Annotated in this window: 27 protein-coding genes and 1 tRNA gene; 10 read left to right on the top strand and 18 right to left on the bottom strand. The window is 64.6% G+C overall.

The annotated features are described in order from the left end of the window. Window positions 1-16 precede the first annotated feature (16 nt). Together C442_RS07780 and C442_RS07775 are read left to right on the top strand one after the other, a co-directional pair. Entirely contained in the window at window positions 17-1,552 is a 1,536-nt protein-coding gene (locus C442_RS07780) for a sensor histidine kinase (RefSeq protein ID WP_049942893.1), read from the top strand. 61 nt (window positions 1,553-1,613) lie between these two features. Continuing rightward, a complete protein-coding gene (locus tag C442_RS07775) occupies window positions 1,614-2,174 on the top strand; it encodes a DUF420 domain-containing protein (RefSeq protein ID WP_008309294.1) in 561 nt (186 codons plus the stop codon). A gap of 85 nt (window positions 2,175-2,259) precedes the next feature. Here the strand turns inward: C442_RS07775 and C442_RS07770 are convergent, their stop codons facing one another. The 5 genes from C442_RS07770 to C442_RS07755 all read right to left on the bottom strand — a co-directional run bounded on the left by C442_RS07770 (window position 2,260) and on the right by C442_RS07755 (window position 5,818). Then, window positions 2,260-2,820, bottom strand: coding sequence for a GNAT family N-acetyltransferase (locus C442_RS07770; RefSeq protein WP_008309292.1), 561 nt, complete (start codon window positions 2,818-2,820; stop codon window positions 2,260-2,262). A 56-nt stretch (window positions 2,821-2,876) separates the two neighbouring features. Continuing rightward, the gene (gene purF, locus C442_RS07765; protein ID WP_008309291.1) at window positions 2,877-4,319 is read right to left on the bottom strand and encodes an amidophosphoribosyltransferase; all 1,443 of its coding nucleotides are present in this window, start codon (window positions 4,317-4,319) and stop codon (window positions 2,877-2,879) included. Between the two features lie 14 nt (window positions 4,320-4,333). After that, the gene (locus tag C442_RS20940; RefSeq protein WP_004517916.1) at window positions 4,334-4,507 is read right to left on the bottom strand and encodes a 50S ribosomal protein L37e; all 174 of its coding nucleotides are present in this window, start codon (window positions 4,505-4,507) and stop codon (window positions 4,334-4,336) included. Beyond that, entirely contained in the window at window positions 4,504-4,686 is a 183-nt protein-coding gene (locus tag C442_RS07760) for an LSM domain-containing protein (RefSeq protein ID WP_004592851.1), read from the bottom strand. Before C442_RS07760 ends, C442_RS20940 begins: the two co-directional genes overlap by 4 nt. Window positions 4,687-4,759: 73 nt before the next feature. Further along, window positions 4,760-5,818, bottom strand: coding sequence for a M20/M25/M40 family metallo-hydrolase (locus tag C442_RS07755; RefSeq protein ID WP_008309285.1), 1,059 nt, complete (start codon window positions 5,816-5,818; stop codon window positions 4,760-4,762). A gap of 114 nt (window positions 5,819-5,932) precedes the next feature. Between C442_RS07755 and C442_RS07750 the strand changes: the two genes are divergently transcribed. Together C442_RS07750 and C442_RS07745 are read left to right on the top strand one after the other, a co-directional pair. Beyond that, complete coding sequence (locus C442_RS07750) at window positions 5,933-6,214, top strand: hypothetical protein (protein WP_008309284.1); 282 nt, start codon at window positions 5,933-5,935, stop codon at window positions 6,212-6,214. Between the two features lie 97 nt (window positions 6,215-6,311). Next, window positions 6,312-7,262, top strand: a complete 951-nt coding sequence (locus C442_RS07745) for a zinc-dependent metalloprotease (protein WP_008309283.1) — start codon at window positions 6,312-6,314, stop codon at window positions 7,260-7,262. A 36-nt stretch (window positions 7,263-7,298) separates the two neighbouring features. On the opposite strand, the gene C442_RS07740 is transcribed toward C442_RS07745, so the two are convergent. Then, on the bottom strand, window positions 7,299-7,829 hold the full coding sequence (locus tag C442_RS07740; RefSeq protein ID WP_008309281.1) for an Rrf2 family transcriptional regulator: 531 nt from the start codon (window positions 7,827-7,829) through the stop codon (window positions 7,299-7,301). Between the two features lie 75 nt (window positions 7,830-7,904). Beyond that, window positions 7,905-9,449 (bottom strand): alkaline phosphatase family protein, encoded by a 1,545-nt coding sequence (locus C442_RS07735; protein WP_008309279.1) that lies wholly within the window; start codon window positions 9,447-9,449, stop codon window positions 7,905-7,907. 122 nt (window positions 9,450-9,571) lie between these two features. Between C442_RS07735 and C442_RS07730 the strand changes: the two genes are divergently transcribed. Then, a complete protein-coding gene (locus tag C442_RS07730) occupies window positions 9,572-9,997 on the top strand; it encodes a DUF5796 family protein (RefSeq protein ID WP_008309277.1) in 426 nt (141 codons plus the stop codon). Window positions 9,998-10,039: 42 nt separating this feature from the next. Here C442_RS07730 and C442_RS22865 read toward each other — a convergent pair whose 3' ends face one another. Beyond that, entirely contained in the window at window positions 10,040-10,174 is a 135-nt protein-coding gene (locus tag C442_RS22865; protein WP_004517924.1) for a DUF7128 family protein, read from the bottom strand. 85 nt (window positions 10,175-10,259) lie between these two features. Here C442_RS22865 and C442_RS07720 point away from each other — a divergent pair, with 85 nt between their 5' ends. Continuing rightward, complete coding sequence (locus C442_RS07720) at window positions 10,260-12,380, top strand: CDC48 family AAA ATPase (protein ID WP_008309275.1); 2,121 nt, start codon at window positions 10,260-10,262, stop codon at window positions 12,378-12,380. A gap of 255 nt (window positions 12,381-12,635) precedes the next feature. Here the strand turns inward: C442_RS07720 and C442_RS07715 are convergent, their stop codons facing one another. The 10 genes from C442_RS07715 to C442_RS07670 all read right to left on the bottom strand — a co-directional run bounded on the left by C442_RS07715 (window position 12,636) and on the right by C442_RS07670 (window position 20,617). Beyond that, window positions 12,636-13,655: a DUF4349 domain-containing protein gene (locus C442_RS07715; RefSeq protein ID WP_008309273.1), complete on the bottom strand. Its 1,020-nt coding sequence runs from the start codon at window positions 13,653-13,655 to the stop codon at window positions 12,636-12,638. Between the two features lie 78 nt (window positions 13,656-13,733). Then, complete coding sequence (locus C442_RS07710; protein WP_008309271.1) at window positions 13,734-14,552, bottom strand: carbon-nitrogen family hydrolase; 819 nt, start codon at window positions 14,550-14,552, stop codon at window positions 13,734-13,736. After that, window positions 14,549-14,980 (bottom strand): SRPBCC family protein, encoded by a 432-nt coding sequence (locus tag C442_RS07705; protein WP_008309269.1) that lies wholly within the window; start codon window positions 14,978-14,980, stop codon window positions 14,549-14,551. The genes C442_RS07710 and C442_RS07705 overlap by 4 nt, the downstream gene beginning before the upstream one ends. Window positions 14,981-15,428: 448 nt before the next feature. After that, entirely contained in the window at window positions 15,429-15,656 is a 228-nt protein-coding gene (locus C442_RS07700) for a DUF7123 family protein (RefSeq protein ID WP_004592831.1), read from the bottom strand. Between the two features lie 64 nt (window positions 15,657-15,720). Then, window positions 15,721-15,951 carry a DUF7525 family protein gene (locus C442_RS07695; RefSeq protein ID WP_239642279.1) on the bottom strand — a complete coding sequence of 77 codons (231 nt, stop codon included), beginning with the start codon at window positions 15,949-15,951 and terminating at the stop codon, window positions 15,721-15,723. A gap of 54 nt (window positions 15,952-16,005) precedes the next feature. Beyond that, on the bottom strand, window positions 16,006-17,040 hold the full coding sequence (locus C442_RS07690) for a phosphate signaling complex PhoU family protein (protein WP_004961528.1): 1,035 nt from the start codon (window positions 17,038-17,040) through the stop codon (window positions 16,006-16,008). A 107-nt stretch (window positions 17,041-17,147) separates the two neighbouring features. Next, window positions 17,148-18,218: an ATP-NAD kinase family protein gene (locus C442_RS07685; protein WP_008309262.1), complete on the bottom strand. Its 1,071-nt coding sequence runs from the start codon at window positions 18,216-18,218 to the stop codon at window positions 17,148-17,150. 196 nt (window positions 18,219-18,414) lie between these two features. Continuing rightward, entirely contained in the window at window positions 18,415-19,110 is a 696-nt protein-coding gene (locus tag C442_RS07680; protein ID WP_008309260.1) for a competence/damage-inducible protein A, read from the bottom strand. A gap of 80 nt (window positions 19,111-19,190) precedes the next feature. Beyond that, a tRNA-Glu gene (locus C442_RS07675) sits at window positions 19,191-19,265 on the bottom strand. A gap of 140 nt (window positions 19,266-19,405) precedes the next feature. Further along, entirely contained in the window at window positions 19,406-20,617 is a 1,212-nt protein-coding gene (locus tag C442_RS07670; protein WP_008309258.1) for a helix-turn-helix transcriptional regulator, read from the bottom strand. Window positions 20,618-20,936: 319 nt separating this feature from the next. Here C442_RS07670 and C442_RS07665 point away from each other — a divergent pair, with 319 nt between their 5' ends. Genes C442_RS07665 through C442_RS07650 form a run of 4 tightly spaced genes read left to right on the top strand, consistent with a single transcriptional unit; the run spans window position 20,937 to window position 24,907 of the window. Continuing rightward, window positions 20,937-22,052 (top strand): branched-chain amino acid ABC transporter permease, encoded by a 1,116-nt coding sequence (locus C442_RS07665; protein WP_049942892.1) that lies wholly within the window; start codon window positions 20,937-20,939, stop codon window positions 22,050-22,052. Continuing rightward, on the top strand, window positions 22,049-23,332 hold the full coding sequence (locus C442_RS07660) for a branched-chain amino acid ABC transporter permease (protein ID WP_008309254.1): 1,284 nt from the start codon (window positions 22,049-22,051) through the stop codon (window positions 23,330-23,332). Before C442_RS07665 ends, C442_RS07660 begins: the two co-directional genes overlap by 4 nt. Continuing rightward, window positions 23,325-24,155, top strand: coding sequence for an ABC transporter ATP-binding protein (locus tag C442_RS07655; RefSeq protein WP_008309252.1), 831 nt, complete (start codon window positions 23,325-23,327; stop codon window positions 24,153-24,155). The genes C442_RS07660 and C442_RS07655 overlap by 8 nt, the downstream gene beginning before the upstream one ends. Then, the gene (locus tag C442_RS07650; protein ID WP_008309251.1) at window positions 24,152-24,907 is read left to right on the top strand and encodes an ABC transporter ATP-binding protein; all 756 of its coding nucleotides are present in this window, start codon (window positions 24,152-24,154) and stop codon (window positions 24,905-24,907) included. Before C442_RS07655 ends, C442_RS07650 begins: the two co-directional genes overlap by 4 nt. Window positions 24,908-24,928: the final 21 nt, after the last annotated feature.

The following is a 24,928-nucleotide window of genomic DNA, read 5'->3' as shown; positions in this document are numbered from 1 at the left end:
TCTCCTCGGAAGGGTGATGAAGTCACAGCCCACCGTCCTGTTTGTCCGTAGTCCGAGCCAGGACAGGGCCGCGATTTCGATGCTCCGGGACAGTGATCTCACCGTCCACGAGTTCGACGGTGTTCGTGATCTGGAGTGTGCGCTCGGCGACTACGACACGGACTGTGTCGTCACGAACTGCGAAGTGGAGAACCCGGACGGGACACAGTATCTCGGTGGGTTGACCCTTATTGATCGACTGCAACGAAATCACCCCGAACTCCCGGTCGTCCTCTTTGCCGAGGTGGCAAACGGCGACATCGCCCGCGAGGCCTACAGCCGCGACGTGTTCGGCTACGTTCCGAGCACAGTGAGCGACGCTCACCAGCGGCTCTTGGCGCGGGTCGATGCCGCCGTCGCTTCCAGCCCGGCCCGTCAGCGGGCGAACAAGCGAAAACAGCTCAACGAGGCCGTCCGGCTGGTCAATCAAGCGCTCGTCCGCTCACAGTCGCGGGTGGATATCGAACGCGACGTCACGGCGGTTCTGGCGGGCACGACCAGATACAGCGAGGCCTGTACGGTGACCTGTCAGCACGACAGGCCGGTCGTTCGAGCGCTGGGTTCACAGCGTGACCGCGTCTCCATCACCGTGCCGGAGCCGTTGTGCCGCGCCGAGTCGGAGGACCGACTGGTCGTTGCGGATATCGACCCAGCAACGTTCGCAAATGACACAGACGCACTGGAAACGGACTGCGCCCGAGTTCTCGCTGTCCCACTGGTGTACGATGGGACGTCGTACGGCGTCCTCGGAGTGTACGCCGACCGCGTCGATGTCTTCGACACGGAAGAACAGGACACGTTCCGGGAGGTCGGCCACAACATCGCGCTGGCTATCGACGCGAGCCAGACGAAAGACGCACTCCAGCAGCGGACGACGGAACTGGAACGGCAGAAAGAGCGGCTCCGAGAGCTCGCACAGATCATCTCACACGAACTCCGGAACCCGCTCCAGGCGGCGATGGGACGAGTCGAACTGCTAGCCGCGGAACACGCCGCCGAGGAGTTCGACGCCATCCAGCGCAGCCACACCCGCATGTCGTTTCTCATCGACGACCTCATGGAAATCGCCCGTCAGGGCGGCCGACAGTACACCGTCGAGCCGGTAACACTCTCCGACGTGATGGCGGACGCCTGGACGACGGTCGACACCGACGGGTCGACCATCGAAATCGACTGTACCGAGACGATACTGGCCGATAGTGGCCGACTGTGTCAGCTCGCGGAGAACTTCTTCCGGTTCGCGACGGAGCAGGGCAATACCGAGAAGATAACGATCACGGACACGGCCGACGGGTTCGCCCTCGAACACGACGGCACCCCGTTGGAGACGGGAAACGAGAAACCGTTTGAACTCTACTACGCCTCCAGTGACGAAGGAGTCGGGCTCCACCTCGCCGTGATCCGGGAAATCGCACACGGTCACGGCTGGGAAACCGCCCTCTCCAACGACTCGACGGGACGGGTCCGGCTGGACGTAACCGACGTCGAGCGACCGGCAGCGAAAACCACGTAGCGACCCCGCCTCGCCGTACGTGACTCGAAACCGTATTTTGCGTCCAGTCCGGAGTTGTGGTATGGATCTTCAGGCTCGGTATCGCGTGCCAGCACTCACTGGTCTGTTGACGGTCGTGTCGCTCGCGCTCGTGTTCGGGGCCGTTCTCGGGGCGATCCCACAGTCCGCTCTCCCGGCTGCGCCCGCGAGCGTTCTCGGGGCGATCCCCCACGCCAACGCCGTGGTCAGCGCCCTCGCTATCGGAACAATCGTCGGCGGTATCCGAGCGATCCGCCGCGGCGATGTCGCCCGACACCGGAAACTGATGCTCTCCTCGTTCGGCCTGTTCGCTCTGTTTCTCGTCCTGTACCTCTACCGGATAACACTTGAAGGGCCGACGGACTTCACCGGCCCGTCGGTCGTCGAGACCTACTTCTATCTCCCCTTCCTCGCTATCCACATCCTGCTTGCCATCATCGCCATCCCGGCGGTGTACTACGTCCTGCTGCTAGCCTACACGTACCCCGTCTCGGAACTGTCGTCGACGAACCATCCGCGAGCCGGGAAGCTGGCCGCGGGGCTGTGGCTGATCTCCTTCTCGATGGGTATCGCCGTCTACGCGATGCTGTATCTGGTCTGGTAACGTCATAGTGATTATTGCGAGTCAGTCCCACATCGACCGCACGACAGCGTGCGGTCGGAGCGGCAACCAGTCGCAATACTCACTATCAGTCGCTCTCTGTTCGGAGCAGGCCGAACCACAGCAGATCGCGCCACGCGCCGTCGAGATACCACTCCGCTCGGTGTGTCCCTTCCCTGGTGAATCCCAGTCGTTCGACCACCGCGACGGAGCGGTCGTTTCCGCCCACGATCTTCGCCGACCACTTCCGGAGCGCCCGCTGGTCGAAGCCGTACTGGACCAGCCGGCCCGCCGCCTCGGTGGCGTACCCCTGGCCCCAGGCGTCCGGGTCGAGCCAGTAGGCCAGTTCAGCTGTGCCCCGCTCCGGGTCGTGGTCCGTCATGGCGACGAGGCCGACCGGCTCGGTTCGGTCCCCGACTGGGCCCGGACTCCCATCCGGGTCGATACAGACCAGTAGATGGACCGAGTCCTCGTCGGAAAGCGTCTCTTCATAGTAGGTCTCCATCTGGTCGGCGGTCGGCGGACGGGCGTACGTACCCAGCCCCCAGACCTTCTCGTCGTGGAAGACGCGCTGTATCCAGTCGAGGTCGTCTCGCTCCGGGGACCGGAGGGCGGTTCGGTCGGTTGCGAGGAAGGACGGCCCTGGCATGGACGACTGCTCGCTCGGACTGCGCAAAAATGTGGTGCCATCCCGAACCGACGACGCTAGTCGTCAGCCGGGCGCGACTGCGTGCCGATATCCGGGCGGGCAACGTCGCGGTCGGTCGCCTCACCTTCGATATCGTAGGGATACTCGCCCGTGACACAGCCGAGACAGAGGTCCGCCTGGCTCTTGTCCAGCGTCTCCGCGATGGCGTCGATAGAGAGATACGACAGCGAGTCCGCCTCGATTTCCTCACGGATTTCCTCGACGGACTGGTTCCCGGCGATGAGTTCGTCGCGGGAGGCCATGTCGATGCCCATGTAGCACGGGGCGACGATGGGCGGCGCGCCGATGCGGACGTGGACCTCCTCGGCACCGGCGTCTTTCAGCAACTGAATCAGTTGCGTCGAGGTGGTCCCGCGGACGATAGAGTCGTCGATGATGGTGACGCTTTTCCCCTCGATGGTCGACTTGATGGGGTTGAGCTTCAGCCGGACGGCCCGCTCGCGTTCGTCCTGAGTCGGCATGATGAAGGTCCGGCCGACGTACCGGTTTTTCATCAGCCCCTCGGCGAACTCGATGTCCGAGTCGTCGTCCTGTGCGGCTTCGGCGTAGCCGGAGGCGAAGGCGCGTCCGGAGTCGGGGACCGGCAACACCACGTCCGATTCGACGCCGGACTCTCCCCAGAGTTTGCGGCCCAGTTCGCGCCGGACCTCGTAGACGAGGTTCTCGTCGATGGTCGAGTCCGGCCGCGCGAAGTAGACGTGTTCGAAGAAACAGTGAGCCGTGTTCTCCGGCTCGACGAGCTGGTAGGTGTCGAAGCCGGTCCCGTCGGCGTGCAGGACGACGAGTTCGCCGGGCTTGACGTCCCGGATGAGGTCGCCGTCGAGCGTGTCGATGGCGGCCGACTCGGAGGCGAGGACGTAGCCGTCCTCGAGTTCGCCGATGCACAGCGGTCGGTTCCCCTGCGGGTCGCGCACGCCGAGTACCGTCTCGTCGTGCATAATCGTCAGCGAGTACGACCCGTGGATACGGTTCATCGTCCGCTTGACAGCCCGAACCAGGTCCTCCTCTAAGAGATTACGCGCGAGGTCGTGGGCGATGACCTCGGTGTCGCCGTCGGACGTGAAGGCGTGGCCGAGGTCGGCCAGTTCGTCGCCGATCTCGTCGGCGTTGACGAGGTTCCCGTTGTGGGACAGACCCAGCGACCCCGACTTGAACGAGACGGAGAACGGCTGGGCACAGCAGGCGTTGACGCTCCCGGCGGTCGGGTATCGGACGTGGCCGATGCCGTTCGACCCGTTGAGCGATTCCAGGTCGCCGGGGTCGAACGCGTCACCGACGAGGCCCATCTCGACGTGGCTGTACTGCTGGAACCCGTCGTGGGTGACGATACCGGCTGATTCCTGACCGCGATGCTGGAGCGCGTACAAGGAGTAGTAAAGCGGTCGGGCGGCGTCACGGTCCTCCAAAGAGATGCCAACAACGCCGCACTTCTCGTGCATTTGTGTTGAGTGTGTTATTCGCCTGCTTTCGACTGCCACTCGTAGTCACGCCGCTTGGCCGACTTGCCGAAACCGCACGACGAGCAGACCTTCTTTTTCGTGTGATACGACTTTTCACCACACCGTCGACACTTCGTGTGCGTCGTGGTGTTTTTCTTGCCCTGACTCGGAGTTCCTGCGCCAGTCATGGAGTAATTGAGACGACGTTATCGCCGCGTATAATCGTTGTGTCTTCATCCTCGACGACGAGGTTCATGTGTTGATCGTAGCCGGTGAGTTCCCCTTCGAAGATTTCGCCACCCTTCAGCTGTACGGTGACTGTCTCACCGAGGGACGCTTCGAGTACATCCAGCGGTCGTCCACTCATGTACGGTTTGGATAGTGACGGCCGCTTAAACGTACCGTTTGTGTGGTGGCGCGCGCGAGACAGTCCCGACTCCCTACACGTCGACGCTAAAGGGCGCTCGGTCGGCCGCTCGGACAGCGAAGCCGGCCAGCAGGTCCGCGAGCGCGTCAAGGTCGTCGGGGTCGATGACCTCGACCGGCGTGTGCATGTAGCGGTTCGGCAGGCCGACGTTGGCCGACGGAATCCCACCGCGGGAGGTGTAGAAGGCGTCCGCGTCGGTTCCGGTCCGGCTGCCGGTCGCCTGCAACTGGATGTCGATGTCCTCGGCGTCGCTCGTCTCTCGGAGGGCGTCGACGGCGACCGGATGGTTCGCGCTCCCGCGGGCGACGACCGGCCCCCCGCCGAGTTCGACCCCGGTCGCGGCCTTCCCCGGCGAACCCGGCGAGTCCGTCGCGTGGGTCACGTCAACGGCGATAGCGACGTCCGGCGCGAGATCGAACCCGACCATCTTCGCCCCCTGGACGCCGACCTCCTCCTGCACCGTGGAGACGGCGTACACTGTCGCCTCTGCATCGGCCTCCGCCGCGCGCCGAAGCCCCTCAGCGGCCGCCCAGATGCCGATACGGTTGTCCATTCCCCGGGCCGCGAGGCGGCCGTTCTCCAGTTCGCTCAGCGTCTGGACGAACGTCACCGGGTCGCCGCGGTCGACGAGTGATTCTACCTCGTCGCCGTCCTCGGCCCCCACGTCGACGTGCTGTTCGGCGATCTCCGGCACGGAGTCGTCGTCCGGGTCCCGGAGGTGAATCGCAGTCTGTCCCACGACGCCCGATACCGGCCCGTCGGCTGTGTGAATGGTGACGTGTTGCCCGCGCGAGACGGTCTTGTCCGAGCCGCCGATGCGGCCCAGTTTGACGAAGCCGTCGTCGGTGAGGTCCCGGACGATGAAGCCGATCTCGTCGCCGTGGCCCGCGAGCGCGACGGTCGTGTCGCCACCTTCGACCTTCGCGACGGCGTTGCCGTAGTCGTCCGTTCGGACCTCGTCAGCGAACTCGCTGACGTAGTCGAGCCACACCCGCTGGCTGTCGGCCTCGTACCCCGACGGGCCGGGCGTCGTCAGAAGCGATTCCAAGAATTCGCGTCGTCGTGTGTCCATATGCGGGATAATCGCTCTGTGGTCATGAAAACAGCGGACGGCACGCGGTCTGGGACCGTCCCACCGTGGCTCTGGGACCGCCACGGCTAAGAGTCGCGGCGTCGAACTGTCAGTATGGCCGAATTCACTCTCCTCGAACTGCATCTCGACGGCGCGGAGTTCACTGCCAACGCCCCGTTCAGTTCCACCGACGATGACGACGAATCGGAGCGCAAATCACGGTGGTCGCGGTCCCGGACGGACGAGCAGAGCGACGAGACGGACGTTGAGGGTGACGGTGGCCGTAACGTCGGTCGCTTCGCGCTCGCGGTACTCGGTGCCGTCGCGCTCGTCGCGGTCGTCCTGCGTCTGTACCTCGGTGGGTCAGACGGCGACGACAGCGACGAAGCCCTGTAAGGGACAGCGTCCCACTCCACAGCAAGGCCACGAACCGAACGCCGGTGGTCGTTTTCACAGGGAGAAGGCCTATTTTCTCCCGCCACATTTCAGACGTATGGGAATATACCACAGCGTTCAGGCTGTCGCCGGCGCGACCGGCGACGGCCCCATCGACTGGAGTGCCGTCGCCGACGCCGCGAAGGGCGCGACGGACACGGGCGACCTCACCGTCGAGACGCCCGAACGCGACGGCTACGCCACCGACGTCCGGGACGCCAGAGATCGCGTCCGGGAGGTCGGCGAACTCGCCTTTGACCTGCCCGAAACCGTCGAGATCCAGAACCGCCACCACTGGATCGACGCCAACGTCGCCACCTTCAGCCGCGTGATGGAACCGATCGAACAGCAGGCCGAGTACATCCCCGGCATCGCCCGCGTGGTCAACACCGGGTCGATGGCCGTTGCGCTCTCGTTTCTGGGGAACAACGTCTTGGGTCAGTACGACCCCGTCTTGCTCGCGGATAACGACGCTCACGCGCTGTACTTCGTGCGCCCCAACATCCACCGGGTCGCCGACGAGTTGAACGTCGAGCGGGACCGCTTCCGCCGCTGGATCGCGTTCCACGAGGTCACGCACGCGGCGGAGTTCGGCGCGGCCCCGTGGCTCTCCGACCACCTCGAAACGGCGATGGAAGACGCCATCGACAACCTCACCGACGGCAACATCGACCGGACGACGCTGGGCGAACTCGATACGACGATGACCGCCGTCGAAGGGTACGCGGAACTGCTGATGGACCGGGCCTTCGACGACGAGTACGACGACCTGCGCCGGAAAGTCGACGAGCGCCGGCAGGGACGAGGCCCCATCGCGTCGCTCATGCGACGGCTGCTCGGCCTCGGGATGAAGCGCCAGCAGTACGAACGCGGGAAGGCGTTCTTCGACACGGTCGCCGACGCCCGCGGCGTCGCTGCGGCCGGGCGCGTCTGGGACTCGCCGGACACCCTCCCCACCGAAGACGAGATAGAGACGCCGACGCTGTGGATCGACCGCGTCGACCCCTGAAAGAGCTACGGTACGCCGCGTGGCCGCACGGACCGCTTATTTCTCCGGTTCTTCCACAGGCGCTTCGATCTTCGCGACGTCGAGGAGGATTTCGCTGTTGGATTCGTCGACAGCGACAACCGTCCCGGCGACGACGAGCTTCGAAATCGGCGTCGGTCCGAGAATGACGGCCTGTCCCTCGCTGAAGTCCTGCACCGAGCTCTGGAGGTGGAACCGGGCGCGGCACTTCTCCGGGTCGTGGACGTTCGTGAAGTTGATTTCCTCGACGGTGACGTCGACGCGATCGTAGTCGTGGGCGACGACGACGCTCTCGGCCTCGTCTATCTGCTGGCGGTCGATTGCGTCGAAGGCCTCGGACGTCGGCTTGTATCCGCCCGTTGGCCCGGGAATCCCCTCGACGAGTCCCAGCGAGGTCAGACTCTGCATCTGGTTCCGGACCGTTCCCGGGTTCCGGTCAATCTCCTCAGCGATTGTCTCGCCGGTGACTGCCTCACCGGTCTGTTGATACTTGTTTACCAGCGTTGTAAGCATCGTCCGCTGGCTGTTGTTCAGATCGATGCTAACCATACCGGTGTGTATCGGGAGCGGCTACTTATCCCATTGGGTTCACTCATTCGACGCCAGTCGCTGTCACGGACGGGGCTACTCCATGTAGCCCAGTTGTTTCAGCCGGTCCTCGACGGCGTCCCCGTCATCGCTCCCGAGGGCGTCATCGATACTGAGTGGCGCACGTTCGCCGACGGCGGGGTCCTCGGAGAACACCGGAAGGACTTCGCCACGCATGTCAGTCGGGATCGCACAGCCGTGGGCGGCCAGCACCGTCGGCGCGATGTCGAGAATGCTGATACGGTCGAGTTCGCCCTGTGGTTCGAAGTCCGGCCCGCTGGCGGCGAAGATTCCGTAGGGCGTGTTCTCGGCCGCCCAGCGGTCCGGACCGCTCTGGATGGTCCCGCCGCCGATACCGTCGTTGACGTGGACGCCCGGGCGCTGGTCGACGACGACCTCCGGGCCGGCGTCGACGTAGGGGCCGTTGTACACGTCTTCGCCCCTATACACGTCGGTAAACAGCGGGCCGTGCTCGTCTTCCACCTCGCGGAGGTCAGCCATGAGCGACTCACGGACCGATTCCACGTCGAATCGGGGGTTGACGTACACCGGCCCCTGTCCGCTGGCGACGACCTTTGTCTGCTCCAAGTCGATGGCTTCGAGTTTGCGGTCCCGTTTGACGCCGTCGTGCTGCGGGACGAGTTGCTGGATGGACTCCGGAACGACGCGAGCGAGCGTGTCGACCAGCCCGGCGCGCTTTGCGACTGCGAGCAGGTTCTCGCGGTCGAGCCCGATTCGAGTGAGTACGGCGTCGACGCTCGTATCCCGGACCTGGTAGCCGTTCTCGGCCAGCCACTCGTTGATGTAGAACTCCGTCTGGGTCGCGTCACAGCCGTGGTCGGACATCAACACCAGGTTCAGGTCCTCGCGGTCGTCGAGCCGGCCGACCCACTCGTCGACGAGCTGCCACGCGCGCAGGCTCGGCTCGTCGTCCCAGAAGAAGTGATGCAGGACGTTCAGATAGAACAGCGTCACATGGACGAAATCGAGATCCCGTTCGTCCATGAGTGTCGTGGCAACCTCGAAGCGCTTCTCTAGCAGGTCCAGAATGGCCTCGACCTCCGCGCCGCGCTCGTCGTTCGAGGACAGCAGCGGGTCCGGGTGGACGCTGTAGTCGAACCGGGATTCCAGTTCCTCGGCCAGTTCCGGCGGCGAGGTGTAGCCGGAGCTAATCGACCGGTACTCCCCCTCGACGGCGTCCGGGCCGCCGGCGACGACGAGGTCGTCGATGTCCCGCGGGGGGTACATCGTCGGCATGTTGACCACGCCGGCCGATTGCCCCTCGTCGTTGAGGTAGTCCCAGAGTTCGGCGGTGTCGTAGTCGCCGCCGTTCATCACGGTGATTTCGCCCGCGTCGAGGTCGACGTTCTCGAACCAGAAGACGCCGAACCCGCCGGGGTCCTTGCCCGAGGAGTAGCACTTCCAGTTCGGGAACGTCACCGGCGGCAGACAGCTTCGCGTCCCCGCCCAGGTGCCGGTGTCCCGCAACGCGGCCAGGTTCGGGAGCTCGCCGGCCTCGATCCACGGGTCGAGCAGTTCCCAGCTCGCTCCGTCGAGTCCGACGACGAGGGTTTTCGTCATGTTGAGACGGAGACAGGCGAGTCACTAGTCCCTTTCGCACCCCGTCCGATGGGGTTGGAAACCGACCGCTCGGTCGAAACGGACAACGCGTCACTTTTGAGCGCGCCGCCGGAACTGACGGTATGAGCAACCGGTCGGACATCGCACCGGACACCGTCTCGGTCGAGTTGACCGAGGACGGCGTCGTCGTGGAGTACCTCGACGGCCGCCAGGCGTTCTATCACGGCGTCCCAACGGCGGTCGAAGGGAGTATCCAGACTGCGCCGGGAAAAGACACACACGTCCTGATTACCGACGAGACGGAGACGTCGGGCATCCTCGTGTACGTCAACGACCTCCGCACACATGACGATATTCTCGAAGAGACAGGCGTCGGACGGGTCATCCTCGACGACGGCGAGGAGGACGAACTGTTCCCCGGCGTCACGGTCCGGGACAATCAGATGCGAACGAAGGTCGAGGTCGACTACGACGTAACGAACGGCCGCGTGTTCGTCTTCGAGGAGGACGAACTCGGCGAGCGGAGCTTCGAGATCGTCGAAGCGTAATACCGGTGGTAAGGTGACGCGTGATTGTGGGGTCGAGGACCGCTACTGGATGTAGGACGGGTCTTCGTCGTCACAGTTCTCCTCGTGCTGGCGCGCGTCGCTCTGGTCGTCGAACATCAGGCCACAGGTCTCGCACTTGTACCAGGTGACCTCGTCTCGCTCGGTTTGGACAACCATACCTGAAGATCCGACGGCCGACCGTATATTATTTTCCCGCAACACAACGGGAACCCTCAAGGGAGTCGGATTGCAAGAAGGCGGCATGAGCGGGTCCACTGACGCCGGTGTCGAACTCACCGTCGAGGGTGCGAACAAGCGCGACGCCGGGCGCGGTATCGCACGACTGCCAGATTCGGCACGCAGCGAGCTACGCGTCTTGAGTGGCTCACCTGTTATCATTGAGGGCGAGGACAAGACTGTAGTGAAGGTCTGGCCAGATGACGACGAAGACGGCTCCTTCGTCCGCATCGATTCAGACACCAGAGCGAACGCCGGCGTCAACATCGGCGACACGGTGACGGTGACGAGTGGGTCGGTCTCTGAGGCGACCGAAATAGCCATCCAGCCGGTCGAACCGATACCGGGCAGCGAGGACTACGAGAGTCTGGTCAGGAAGCGGCTGGTCGACCAGATCATTCAGGCCGACGAGCGGACCCACATCGAAGGGCTGGGAACGTTCCTCGTTCGCAAGACCTCTCCCTCGGGGCCGGTTCGCGTCACCGGCACGACGGCAGTGACTGTACTGCCGGGCCTCGACGGCGGTAGCGACGCGAGCCAGTCGTCGTCCGGTGAGGCAACAACGGCGAGCACACCGACCGCCGAGACGGAATCGGGGGTAAGCTACGAGGACATCGGCGGCCTCGACGAGGAACTGGATCGCATCCGCGAGATGATAGAGATGCCCCTCTCCGAGCCCGAGGAGTTCCGCCGCCTGGGTATCGACCCGCCCAGCGGCGTATTGCTCCACGGCCCGCCCGGGACGGGGAAGACCCTCATCGCGCGAGCGGTGGCAAACGAGGTCGACGCCTACTTCGACACTATCTCCGGCCCCGAAATCGTCTCCAAGTACAAGGGCGAGAGCGAGGAGCGGCTCCGGGAGGCCTTCGAGACGGCGGAGGCGAACGCGCCGGCTATCCTCTTCGTCGACGAAATCGACTCCATCGCCGGCTCTCGCGACGAGGACGCCGACATGGAGAACCGGGTCGTCGCCCAGTTGCTCACGCTGATGGACGGCCTCGAAGACCGGGGCCGGGTCGTCGTCATCGGGGCGACGAACCGCGTCGACGCCATCGACCCGGCGCTACGCCGGGGCGGACGCTTCGACCGCGAAATCGAGATCGGCGTGCCCGGCGAGCACGGCCGCCGTGAGATTATGGATGTCCACACGCGGGACATGCCGCTGCACGAGGACGTGGACCTCGACCGCATCGCCGCACAGACCCACGGCTTCGTCGGCGCTGACCTCGCGTCGCTGACCACCGAGGCCGCGATGGCTGCGCTCCGGGCCGACCGCGACGACGGCGACGTCCACCAGGACGACTTCGAGACCGCGCTCGCCACCGTCGACCCCAGCGCGATGCGGGAGTACGTCGCCGAGTCGCCGACGGCGACCTTCGACGACGTGGGCGGGCTGTCCGAGGTCAAACAGACGCTGACGGAGGCCATCGAGTGGCCGCTCTCGTACAGCGAACTGTTCACCGCGACCAACACCGACCCGCCGAGCGGCATCCTGCTGTACGGCCCGCCGGGGACCGGCAAAACCCTGCTCGCTCGGGCCGTCGCCGGCGAGAGCGACGTGAACTTCATCCACGTCGCCGGCCCCGAAATCATGGACCGCTACGTCGGCGAGAGCGAGGAAGCGGTCCGGGAACTGTTCGAGCGCGCCCGCCAGACCGCGCCGAGCATCATCTTCCTCGACGAGATCGACGCCATCGCCAGCCACCGGGGGCAGGGCAACGAGGTCACCGAGCGCGTCGTCTCCCAACTGCTCGCAGAACTGGACGGCATCACGGAGAACCCCAATCTGGTCGTGTTGGCCGCGACCAACCGCCGGGATATGATCGACGATGCGCTGCTGCGGCCGGGTCGCCTCGAACAGCACGTCGAGGTCCCGAACCCCGACCGTGACGCCCGCGAGGAGATTCTCGCCGTCCACACCGACGGAAAGCCACTCGCTGAGGGTGCCGATATCGGGGAGCTCGCCGAGGAGACCGACGGTTTCTCGGGTGCAGAACTGGAGGCCGTCGTCCGCGAAGCGTCGATGCTGGCCATTCGAGAGGTGGCGTCCGCCTACGGGCCGGAAGAGGCCACCGAGAACGCCGATGAAGTGGAAATCACGCCAGAACACTTCCGTGAAGCGCTGGAGCGGGAACGGACGCGGTAGCTCGCAGGGCATCTTCGTCGCAGTAGCTGCTGAGTGGCCGTTTTAGATCGATAGTATCGGAAAGACGAGGAGAGGCGAAAGGATCGACTCCGGGAGAGGAGTGAAAAGGCTGTCCGGACAGCCTTGGCGGACGAGCGACGCCGAGTGGCCGAGCAGCGAGACGGGCGTTAGCGCCGGCATCGACGTGAAAAGCGCCTTGCCGGCAGCTACTCGTAGCGAGTGCACACGCAAAAAAGGCCCGGTGTTCGGTTCCGGCTACGCGTCCTTGTCGGGCGACTCCGTGTCCGATTCCGCAGCGGGTTCCTGCTGTGGGTCGTTTCCTCCGCCAACACCGTCGCCGTCGTCTGTGGCTGGTTCCGACGCGCCACGTCGACCCAGCAGCGGGAGCGGCCGACCGCGAAGGAGCCGCCGGCCACCGACGACTGGGACGGCGAGGACGACGAGCCACGGCACGAGGCTCGCGGCGGTCACGAGCAGGCCGCGGGTGAACACGTACACGTCAGTCACCGAGGAGAGGAACGCCGAGACCAGCGACCGCTCGTGGTACGGGACCTGCTGGGCCGAGGGCTCCGGCGCTGGCTCGTGAATCTCGACGCGCAGCGTCGAGTAGGCGACCCGCTGTTCGAGCGAGCGCTTCTGGGCTTCGAGGCGTTCGATGTCGTTCTGGACCGACGACAGTTCCTCCTCGATGCGGAGCAGTTCCTCCGTGCTGTTGGCTCGCTCGTAGAAGGTCCGCAGTCGGTCGCGACGCTCCCGGAGGTTGGTCAGCCGCGCTTCGAGGTCGACCAGTTTGTCGGTCACGTCTTTCGTCGTCGTCTCCTCGGAGCGGACCGTCCCCTGCTCGCTCACCATCGACTGCGTCGGTTCGTACTCCTCGCTTGGCACTCTGACCACGATGTAGCCGGTGTACCACGTCTCGCCGTCGTCCCGGTGGAGTTCGCGGTTGGAGTCGCTCACGTACCCGCCGGATGTGCGCGCCCAGGCGGCAATCGCGTCGGCTGTCGTGGAGTAGTTCTCCACTTCGACCACCATCCGACCGTTGCGGATGATGGCCCGGTCGGTCATGGCGTTGCTGGCCTGGACGTTCCCGCTATCAGCCGAATTTGCGCCCGAATCAGCCGCTTCGGGCTGATTCGACCCGCCGTCGCCGCTGGACATCTGTGCGCCGTCACCGCCGCCCTGTGCCTCGCCCGCATCGCCGCTCCCACCCATACCGGTACAGCCGGCAAGGAGGAGGAGACCGACGACAGCGAGGACCCTGATTCGCGAAGCCATACGGGTCGTACTCGTCCTGAAAGCGGCATAACGACGGCGAACGCTCAAAAACCGCTTTTTGTAAAACAGCGACTGCAGTTACGGCCAGTCCGTCCGGCGGTCCGCAAGCGCCGGGAACTCCTCGCGGACCTGGTCGACGCGAGCCGGGTCGAGAGTGGCAGTTACCAGTGCCGGGTGGTCGTCGGCGCTTGCGAGCGTCGTTCCCCACGGGTCGTACACTGTCGACCGACCCAGCAGTTCCGCGTCCTCGAACTGTCCGACGCCGTTCGCGGCGGCGACGTACAGCTGGTTTTCGACGGCCCGAGCGCGGCCGAACAGCTTCCAGTGCTCGACGCGCGGATAGGGCCACGCGCTCGGGACGAGCGTCAGCGTCACCCCCTCGTCGACGAGATGGCGGTACAGCTCTGGGAACCGGAGGTCGTAGCAGGTGGTAATGCCGACGGTAAACTCCTCGAAGTCGAGGGTCGGAATCCTCCGGCCGGCTTCGAGCAGTTGGGACTCCGCCGAGTCGTAGCCGAACAGGTGATGTTTGCGGTACACCGCCTGTCGCTCCCCGTCGCGGTCGAAGAACACGGCGGTGTTCGCCATCCCCTCCGGAGCCGGCGTGTCGAAGCCGCTGTCGGCGCTGGCTTCGAGGTCCTCGACGATACTTCCGGCGAGCACCGCCACGTCGTTGTCCGCGGCGACGCCGCGGATTCGGGTGAGTGTCTCGCCCTCCAGCCCCTCTGCTTCGCGGGCGTAGCGGTCGAACGCGAAGTAGCCGACGTTGAACAGTTCCGGGAGCACGACGAGGTCCGCGCCGTCCGCGGCCGCGTCCCTGATGGCGGTCGTCGCGCGGCCGACGTTCTCAGTCACCGAGTCCGACGACACGTCTATCTGGGCAAGCGTGAGTCTCATGCTTCGACTTCGAGGTCGTCCCGCAGCGCCTGTTCGAGGTTCTGCATCTCGTCGTCGAGGTTCCGCTTGAAGAACCGCTCGACGCCCGGGAGCTTGCCGTCGACGATGAACCGGTTGGTCAGTTTCGTGCCGCCGTCGGCCGTCTCTTCGAGTTCGTGTTCGCCCTGGACGGTCATCACTTTCGAGCGACCGATGAAGCGGGCGTACTCCGGGCGGCGCTGTTCGACGTCCTCGGTTTTCACCGTCATCGTCTGGCTGACAACCGGAATCGGGAGTTCTATCGACCAGTTCGCGTGTGTGTCGTCGATGACTTCCCAGTCTGTGACGACGCTGATCGGCCGGGCCCGTTTATCCGGGTCAGTGATGAATTCCCAGACACGCTCCGGTGTGGCCGGCACAGTCATCGTTCGCTCGGCCCGGACAGTCATGGAAGGTACTCAGGACTACTGGCCGATGAATCCACCGATTGTCGCAGTGCTTGACCTCCTCCCACGGCTGAAGCCGGTGGGATTCCCACGGCACCGCACCGCTAGGTTGGGAGTTTCAGGTTTGCAGTCCAGTCGGCATGACGGGACTCCTGGCGGGGCCAAGCCGCCGTTACTCCTATCCCGGCATGGGATTCAGAGTTACCGTGCGTTTCGGAATCCACAGCCAGCGGCCGGAAGGAAATTCCTTCAGACGTAGTGTGGCCCGAATCCCGATATTATCCGTTTAACAGGGCGGCAAGACCGCCTCGGTGTGGTCATGCTTACATTCTGGTTTAATATAAAACTCCGGGATAGCTCACTCTCGTGGACTGGTTCCCAGTTGTCGGCTTCATCCCACCCGTAAACGGGTGGGCTTTCGCCTCGATACCGCTGTAAAACCCGGCAGCGGCTATCCCGTCGGTGTGACGCGCCACGTCGTCGACCGTGCCCGTCCCCACTTTTCGATCTCGACTTCGTCGGCCTCCTCAGCTAAGCGTGGCAGCCGCGCTCCCACTTGCTTCGACGAGAGGCCGAGCTGCTCAGCGATGTTCTTCGCGCGGAAGTAGCTCTCCCCACGCGAGACGCTGTCCCGGAGATATTCGAGAATGCGTCGGTCTTCCTCGCTGTAATCGGCCATACTAGAGAATAGGTCTCAGCGTTTTTAACGGTTCCCTTCACAGTCTCTCCGCTGATACCAGGCGTCAGGCGTCGTAGGCGTGAATCGCCACGATAGCCACGGCCGCGGCCAGCATCGCGAGCCCGAACGCGCCGCCGGACGTCACAAGAAGATTGCCGGTCTCAAGCTCCTGTGCGTGTAGAATCGCGTAGTTGTAGCTGTTCGTTGCCGTGGCCACGGCCGCGCCGACCGAGACGAGCCCGAACAGCAGGGCCAGGCCCATCCCCATGTCGCTTTTGGACGCCTTGGAACTCATGTACGAGGCTTTCGGTGTTGCCCACTTAGTTCATTCGGGCTGGTGTCGAAAGCGCTATTCGATGGTCGTGTGTTCGGACTCCTCGTTGAGCGCGAGGTTCGTCGCGATTTCGGCGCTCCGGACCGCGAACTCGGCCGTCTGCTGGAGGCTGACGAGCACTTCACGCACTTCCAGCAGCGCCTCGTTGTCCATCTCCGGCAGGTCATCGAGGATCTCGTGTTCCTTGTCGCCGATGTCCTTGTACAGCTCTCGGACCTGAATCGCGGTGTCGTAGTTGCGGTCGACGGCCGCCTGAACCGCGAGTTCGGTGATATCGTTGACCTGGTCGGTGAACTCGCGGATGCGGCGCATCGTCGAACTGTCGACGTTGAGGGAGTGGTCCTCGGTCTCCAGCGCGATTTCGGCGATGTCCTCGGCGTTGTCCGCCGTCAGTTCGAGGTTCTTCGCAATCGAGCGGTAGCCGATGAGCGGGAAGCCGTCGTTGAGGCCGATGGCCCGCGCGAGGTTGGGGTTCTGGTAGGCCGTGAAGATGAGCCGTAGCAGGAGAACGAATATCTTGTTGGCCTGTCGCTCGCGGTTGAGCGCCCGCTGGGCGAGGTCAGGGTTGCCGTGGGCGAGGGATTTCACCGCCTCGTTTCGCATCGTCGAGCCGGTGGATTCCAGCCGTTCGAGAAGGTTGTTCAGCGTGAAGTCCTCCGGGTCGACGGAGCAGCGAATCGCGATCCGGTCGGGCGTCTCCTCGATGACGCCGAGGCCCATCAGCTGGGTTTCGGCGTTGTAGACGGCGTTGATGTGAGAGGATTCCAGCGTCTCGCCCTCCGGGGCTTCGACGTGGATGACGCGCCGGCCGAGCACGTACTGTGCGACGATAGCCCGCTCGACAGACGCGGCATCGAGATTCTCTGCGTGGATGATAGCCTCTGATTCCTCGGTCTGGACGGACTCGGGCATGACTGTCAGCGTGCCTTTGCCGCCCATCCGTAGCGACACCTCGTCGCCCTTTTCGACGTCGTGCGCACTGGCCCACTCCGCCGGCAACGTCATCGCGAGCGTCGACGGCCCCAATCGCTGGACTTTCCGGGTTTCCATATGTCCTTTGTGGGGCGTGAGATACCTTAATCTTGACTATACATGATAAAATACCGGAGCCGATATATCATGGCTTGCGTCTCTCGGCTGGGGAGGCCACAGAGGGATTAGACGACTTCGACGAGTCGACGCTCGTGACGGCCGACGCGGACCCGCAGCCAGCCGCGCAGTTCCTCGTCGAGGTCCGGGTCGCCGGTGTCGACGCGGAGCGTGCCGATACCGTCCAGTTTCCGGCGGGAGGCGACGACTTCGAGGTCACACTGCCTGATGACCGCCGGCGATAGCTGCTGGTTCCCCCGGCCGAACACGAACCCCTGGCCGCCGATGGGCGAGACGACGATGACGTTTCGGTCGCCAAGGGCGTCGAGAATGTCAGATTCGGCGGCGTCGCGAGCAAGCACCTCTCCGTCGCGCCACACGTCCACGCCGAGCGTCGTCCCGTCGAACCCGAGCTGTTCCTTGATAGCGCCGACAGTGCTCCCTGGTCCGAGGACGTACGTGACGCCCGGTTCGACGACGTTGGCGACACTCTCGGCAAGTGATTCGACGCTGCCGCCGCCCAGTTGCTTGGCGGACTGGCGCTGGTCGGCGACGGGCACCTCCGCGACGGCCCGGAGTTCAGTGACCACTTCCCCGCCTCTGAAGGCGTCCTCGTCGATGTCGTTGACCTCCGCGCGCTCCGTCTCGGAGAAGCGGGCCACAATGCGCCCGGCCGCGCGCGGCGACACGCCAAACACGGAGGAGTACACCTTGACGCCCGCCGGGACGCCCAGAATCGGGATGTCGGCATCCAGTTCGTCGAGGGTCGTCGCCACGTCGACGGCTGTGCCGTCGCCGCCGACGAACAGGATCGCGTCCACATCCGCCTCGGCGAACGCCCGGACCGCAGCTCGGGTGTCCTCGTTGGTCGTCTCGTCGGGAGTCGCCGGGGAGCCGACCACCGTCGGGTCGAACCCCGCCACACGAGCGATACCCTCCCCCATCGGGTCGCCGTAGGTAAGCAGTTTCACGTCCGTCCCCACATCGGCGAGTGACTCCAGCGCCGTCCGTGCGCGGTCCGGTGCGCGTTGCTCCGCGCCGCGGCGGCGCGCCTCCGCGACTTTCCCGTCAGTGCCCTTGAGGCCGACGCGGCCGCCCATCCCGGCGATGGGGTTGACCACGACACCGATTCGTCGCATTCGCCGTCACTACGCGACCCCGCGGCAAAAGGGACCCGGGAGCGTGCCTTTCAAGCCACCCCACGAAGAACGCACAGCTATGTCAGTCCTACTCCAGAGCGGCGTTCAGACAGGGATCATCAACGCGTCCGGCGCGGTCATCACGCTCGGTGGCCTGCTCCTGACGTTTCTCTGGCTGAACCACCTCTACCGGTAGTCACTCCGCCGTCGGTGACTCGACGCGTTCGCCGAACCACGCGGCCGCGTCCTCGACTAGCTCCTCCTCTGTCCCCTCGAACCGGACGGTTACGTGGTCGCCGGGATAGCTTCCGACCTTGACCGGGAACTGCTCCTGTACCTCCGCCAGTCGATCCAGCAGCGCGCTCTCGGGCTCATCGGCGTCGACGGTGCGAACGTACCGCTGCTCGCCGGCGAACTCGCCCGCAATCTCCTCGAACATCCGCTTCATCTCGGCCGGCACGCCCGGCAAGACGTAACAGCTCTCGACGACACAGCCGGGGGCGACGCCCTCGTGGTTGGGCAGCACGCGGGACCCCTCCGGCACCTCGCCGGTTCCGTCGGTCAGATCCTCGCGCGTGTAGCCGCCGTGTTCCTCCAGCCACGCGATGGCGTCCTCGCTCTCGACGACGTCCCGGCCGAACGCCGCGGCGACGGCCTCGATGGTTTTGTCGTCGTGTGTCGGTCCAAGGCCGCCGGTGACGATGACGGCGTCGAACTCCGCATGGTACTCGTTGACCACGCGGGCGATATCCGATATCTCGTCGGGGACGACCGTCGTCCGGCCGACAGTGACGCCACGCTGCGCGAGCTGTTGTCCCAGCCACGCGGCGTTCGTGTTGACCGTCTCGCCACTGAGCAGTTCGTCTCCGACGGTGACTACCGCGACGCGCATACCGCCCGGTTGGACTGGGAGACACAAATACTGTCGGTCACAGAACGTGGTGACTGTGTATCCGTCGAATCGGAGAGAAATGCTCCGTCAGGGATTTGAACCCTAGTCATCACCGTGAGAGGGTGATATGATTGGCCGGACTACACCAACGGAGCGTACACAAATTCGTAGCGAGGAGATACGTATAATCATTGCGTTTCGGCCCCGCCCTGTGTTGGTTCCTCATACTGTTGGCTGTAACTATGGCACGGTATTCACAGTGGGAGAGTTCTGTACAGACGTACAGCCGGCGGTCTCACTCGTCGTCGAACGGTGAGCCAGCGGCGTCGGGCTCCTGACCGGCGAGGCTGATGATGTTCTCGCGGCCGACTCTGAGTTTCGAGATGTCGCCGTCGTCCTCCATGTCCGAGAGGAGCATGCTGACCTTCGACTTCGACCAGTCGGTACTGTCGACGATGTCGACCTGCTTCATTCTGCCGCCGTTCTCCTCCAGCAGTTTGCGGACGCGGTCGCTGTCGGTGAGCAGTTCCTCGTCGGGGACGGCCGGTTCGTCTGCTGTGTCGGCGGCCGCCGCCGTCTCGCCCGGCGGAGCCGTCGACGACTGTTCCGTGTCCGTAGCGCCCGACGGTGACGCAGCGGGCGGTTCGTCGTCGTCGGTTCCCAGGACCTGTCCCAGTGCGCCGGACCGCCACGCGGCCGCACCGCCGGCGACGATGATGACAACGACGACAGCGGCCGGGAGCATCCACGACGGCCCGCTGGCAGCCTCGTCAGATGTGTCACCGCCCGCCGTGGTGCGCTGCTCCGTACCGGCGCTCTGGCCGGTTTCGCGCGGTTGCAGTTCCACGTAGGGCCGGCGGTCGTTGAACGACTGCTCGCCGTTCCACGTAACGCTCTCGCTGTTTTCGAGCGAGTCCGGGGTACTCTGTGAGTCAGGTTCCGGCTTGACATTGACGAATGCCAGTTCGGGGCCGCGCTCGAAGACGAACGACTGGCTCGACCCGATGTAGAACCCGCCGTCGAACACGTCGCTGACCACGACGGAGTCGCCCTCGACGACAGCGAAGTTATGCCAGCGGAACGACATCCGAACCGTGCCGGTGTTCTGGAGCGGGTCGACCGATGCCGACCGCTTGTAGTCGGTCGCACTCATGTTCCGGTCAGTCACGTTCGTCCCGTACTGTGTCAGCAGCGTCGACTGCTCGACGAAATTCTGGTACAGCGGTTGCTCCGTCTGCTCGAACGCCTCGGCGAACTCCTCAAACTCCTGCTCAGAATCGTTTACCAGTGGAGTCCTGTGGACGATTGCCCACTCGGCTGACCCGTTCTGATACAGTGTGACCTGGAACGTCGTCCGGTCGAACCTATCGGGCGTCTGGACGCCGACGCTCTCGTCGGCCGGCTGTGACATCGCCAGCGGCGCGGCACCGCTCCCCAGCAGGAGAACCAGCACGAGACTGGCGACGACCAGGCGTACCATCTGTCGTATATCATCGATGGACCGCATAAAAGCGCTGTGAATAGCGCCGTTCTCAGCCAGTATCCGGCCGGAGTCCGGTGATTTCTCGGGACGGGTACGACTCGAAGCAGTGGTAACCGAAACCGGTGTCGCGCGCCGTGCGGGCGCTCGAATTCGTGATCCGCACTGGGTTCGAAGTGGCGCTATTCGCCAGTCTGTACCGTGGTATCACTAGTCTCTCGCTCGACACGCGACCATGGGAGGGGGCGATTCCTGTTTTGACAGCGGTGTCCTGGCTTCTACACGGTTATTTCGTACGAATTTCCGGTGGGTTATTTAGACAGGAGGGTCCAACGAACGGTAACCTATGGGAATTGCTGAGTTCGCAAGAGACGGCCGCGTGGTGATGGGTGACCGGCCGGGGGCAGCAGTGGTGGCCGCCGTAAGTGGCTTCCTCTTGCTGGATTTAGTTGCAAAGCTCGCTGGGACAACCGTGTTCTTCCTCGGGACCAGGTTACTGGGGGGGTCCCTCACCGTGGGCTCGTTGCTCTCGATGGTGGTGGACGGACTGCTCGTCGGACTGGCGGTCGGCCTCGCCGGAATCGGCCTGTCGATGACGTACAGCATCCTCGACTTCGCCAACTTCGCACACGGGGACACAGTGACGGTGGGGGCGTTCCTGGGGTGGGTCGCCGCGTACATCACCGCCGGTCTCGGGACCGGAGCCCCGATCGCAGAACTGTTCATGCTCAACTCTGGACGGCAGTTGAGCACCGTTTCGACGTTCGCTCCGGTGCTTCTCGGTCTCGTCGTCGCCGGGGTCGGGTCAATCGGTATCGTGTTACTCATCGACCGACTCACCTATCGCCCCATGCGCGATACGGACAACATCTCCTTGCTGATCGCGTCAATCGGTGTCGCACTCGCATTGCGATACCTCATCGCGTTCGTCTTTGGCACGCAGACCAGCGGGGTCGCAAGCGGCGGGCTCCGAGTGACGGTGTTCTCGATGATCTCGGTCACCGACAACGAAATCACCCTGCTGGTGGTGTCGCTCCTGTTGATGCTTGGCGTCCACCTGCTGCTCCAACGGACGAAGCTCGGCAAGGCGATGCGGGCGATGGCCGACAACGAGGACCTCGCACGCGTGACCGGGATTCCGACCGAACGCGTGATCCGGCTCACCTGGATTCTCGGCGGCGGTCTGGCGGGCGTCGGTGGCTACCTGCTCGTGCTGGAAAGCGGCACGATATCGTTCAACTTCGGCTGGATTCTGCTCCTGCTCATCTTCGCCGCTGTCATCGTCGGCGGTATCGGCTCGATATACGGGGCGATGGCCGGCGGGATCCTCATCGGACTGGTCGATAGCCTGGCCCTTATCTGGCTGCCGTCCGGGCTGACGCGGGCCTCCGCGTTCCTGGTACTCATCGTCGTCTTGCTGTTGCGCCCGTCCGGCATCTTCGGGGGGGTGTCGACCGCATGAGTACTGTTGACACTGTTCGAGACCGTCTGGACGCGCTTCCGGACGTGGGGCTGGTCGTCGGCTTCATCGCCAGTATCTGGGCCGTGATGCTCGTGCTGGCAATCGCTGTCGGCGGGGCGAACTGGGCGAACCTCGCCGCCGGCTTCATCGGCAGCGTGACCGTACTCATCGGCGGCTACGCAATCCTCGCGCTGGCACTGAATCTCCAGTGGGGGTACACTGGCCTGTTCAACATCGGCATTGCGGGGTTCATGGCCGTTGGCGCGTACACCACGGCGGTTCTCACTGCACCAACTGACCCGGCCGCCGGGGCGGTCCCTGGGCTCGGCCTCCCGCTGTGGGTCGGCCTCATCGGCGGTATGGTTATGGCCGCTATCGTCGGCGGTCTCGCGGCGCTGCCGGCGCTCAGACTGAAAGCGGACTACCTCGCTATCGTGACAGTCGCGTTCTCGGAGATAATCCGACTCGTCGTCAACTGGAGCGGCCTCGCCGAGTTCTCGCTGTTCGGGGTGCCGGTCGGCACCGGCGGCGCGACCGGCATCTCGTTCAAGTCCGCGAACGACGTGGCGGCGACGCTCATCAACGGCGTCGGGCAGCCACTCGTCACTGCCGCGGAGGGCGTCGGCGTCTCCGGGCCGAACCTGGCGAATCTCACGTACGGGATACTCCTCCTGCTGGTCGTGGCCGGGAGCTACTGGGTGCTCGCCCGCATCACGAACTCACCGTTCGGTCGCGTGCTGAAAGCGATCCGCGAGGACGAGACCGTGACGCAGTCGCTCGGTAAAGACACCCGCCAGTTCAAAATCAAGACGTTCATGATCGGCTGCGCGCTGATGGGACTGGCCGGTGTCCTGTTCCGCGGACAGGCGGGCTACATCAGCCCGCAGCAGTTCAGACCGACGATTACGTTCTACGTGTTCGCGGCCCTCATCATCGGTGGCTCCGGGTCCAACACCGGCAGCATCGTCGGGGCGGCGACGTTCTCCGGACTGCTGTTCTATCTGCCGGCGCGACTGGGAGAGAACGTCTCGCTGGGCGGCACTCGCGCACCCGGTAACATCGTCGACGCGGTCGCCGGATTCGCGTCACTTGACCCGCTCCCTCTCCTCGCATACACCATTAGCAACGTCAGCACGCTCCGGTTCGTGCTCATCGGCGTCGTCCTGATATACATCATCCAGAACCAGCCAGACGGGCTGCTCGGCCACCGGAACGAACCCGCAACGAGCGTGAGTCTGGACAGACCACAGTCCGGGTCCGGAGGTGAGGCCGATGAGTGAACCCGAGGCCGCAGAGCAACGGGAGACGGCCGTCACGAGCGACGCTATCGACTCTCCCCTGCTCGTAGTCGACGGCCTCCGCAAGGAGTTCGGCGGCGTCGTCGCGGTCGACGGGGCGACGTTCTCCGTGGCAGAGGGGTCGCTCACTGGCCTCATCGGTCCGAACGGGGCCGGCAAGTCGACGACGTTCAACTGCATCACGGGTATCCACGAGCCGACCGGTGGTCGGGTCACCTTCGACGGTCAGGACATCACCGGACTCGCACCGTACACGCTCGCGAACCGGGGGCTGGTCCGGACATTCCAGATCGCCCGTGAGCTGTCCGATATGACCGTTCTGGAGAACGTGATGCTCGCACCGGGCGGACAGGTCGGGGAGTCGGTCGTCCGCTCGGTGACGCCGGGGCTTCGCGGCGACGTGGTCAAGGCCGAAGCGGATGTCCGGGACCGCGCGTGGGAGACGCTGGAGTTCTTCGAGATCGACCACCTCGCTCACGAGAACGCCGGCAACCTCTCCGGCGGCCAGCGGAAACTGCTGGAGATGGCGCGGGTCCTGATGACCGACCCCGAGATGATTCTGCTGGACGAACCACTCGCCGGCGTCAATCCGACGCTCGAAGAGAAGCTGCTGGAGCGGATCCACGAACTCCGCCGGGAGCAGGGCCTGACCTTCCTGCTCGTCGAACACGACATGGACGTCATCATGAACAACTGCGAACACATCATCGTCATGCACCAGGGGGGCGTTCTCGCTGAAGGGGACGCCGAGACTATCACGTCGGACGAGCGGGTACTGGAGGCGTATCTGGGAGGTGACGTATGAGCCAGCGCGCGACGGAGTCCGAGACCGTCACCCTCCCTGACCCGGCCGAGCGACTTCTCGCCATCCGGGACCTCGACGCGGGGTACGGCGACCTGCAGGTCCTCAGCGACGTCCACATGGACGTTGCGGACGGCGAGTACGTCGTCATCGTCGGCCCGAACGGAGCCGGCAAGTCGACAGTGATGAAATCCGTCTTCGGTCTGACGACGTACATGGGCGGGGACGTCATCTTCGACGGGACCGACATCAGCCGGCGCAACCCCGACGAGATCATTTACGAGGGCATCAGCTACGTCCCCCAGACCGGCAACGTGTTCGGGTCGCTGAGCGTGCGCGAGAACCTCGAAATGGGCGCGTACATCCTCGATGAAGTCCCAGAGGACCGCATCGAGGAGGTGTACGAGCGGTTCCCCATCCTCCGGGAGCGGTCCGACCAGTCGGCCGGGACACTGTCGGGCGGGCAACAGCAGATGCTCGCCATGGGCCGGGCGCTGATGCTCGACCCCGACCTGCTGTTGCTCGACGAGCCCTCCGCCGGGCTGGCCCCGGACCTCGTCGACGATATGTTCGACCGTATCGACCGCATCAACGACGACGGGACGGCGATTCTGATGGTCGAGCAAAACGCCAAGGAAGCGCTCCGGCGGTGTGATCGGGGCTACGTGCTCGTCCAGGGTCAGAACCGCTACGAGGACGAGGGGACGGTTCTCCTCAACGACGAGCAGGTCCGTCAGGACTTCCTCGGCGGGTAACTCGAAAAAAGAGCCGGCGCT

The sequence above is a fragment of the Haloarcula amylolytica JCM 13557 genome, assembly GCF_000336615.1.
GTDB lineage: Archaea > Halobacteriota > Halobacteria > Halobacteriales > Haloarculaceae > Haloarcula > Haloarcula amylolytica.
Note: the sequence above shows the minus strand (reverse complement) of the source record. Positions and strands in the feature narration are given on the sequence as shown.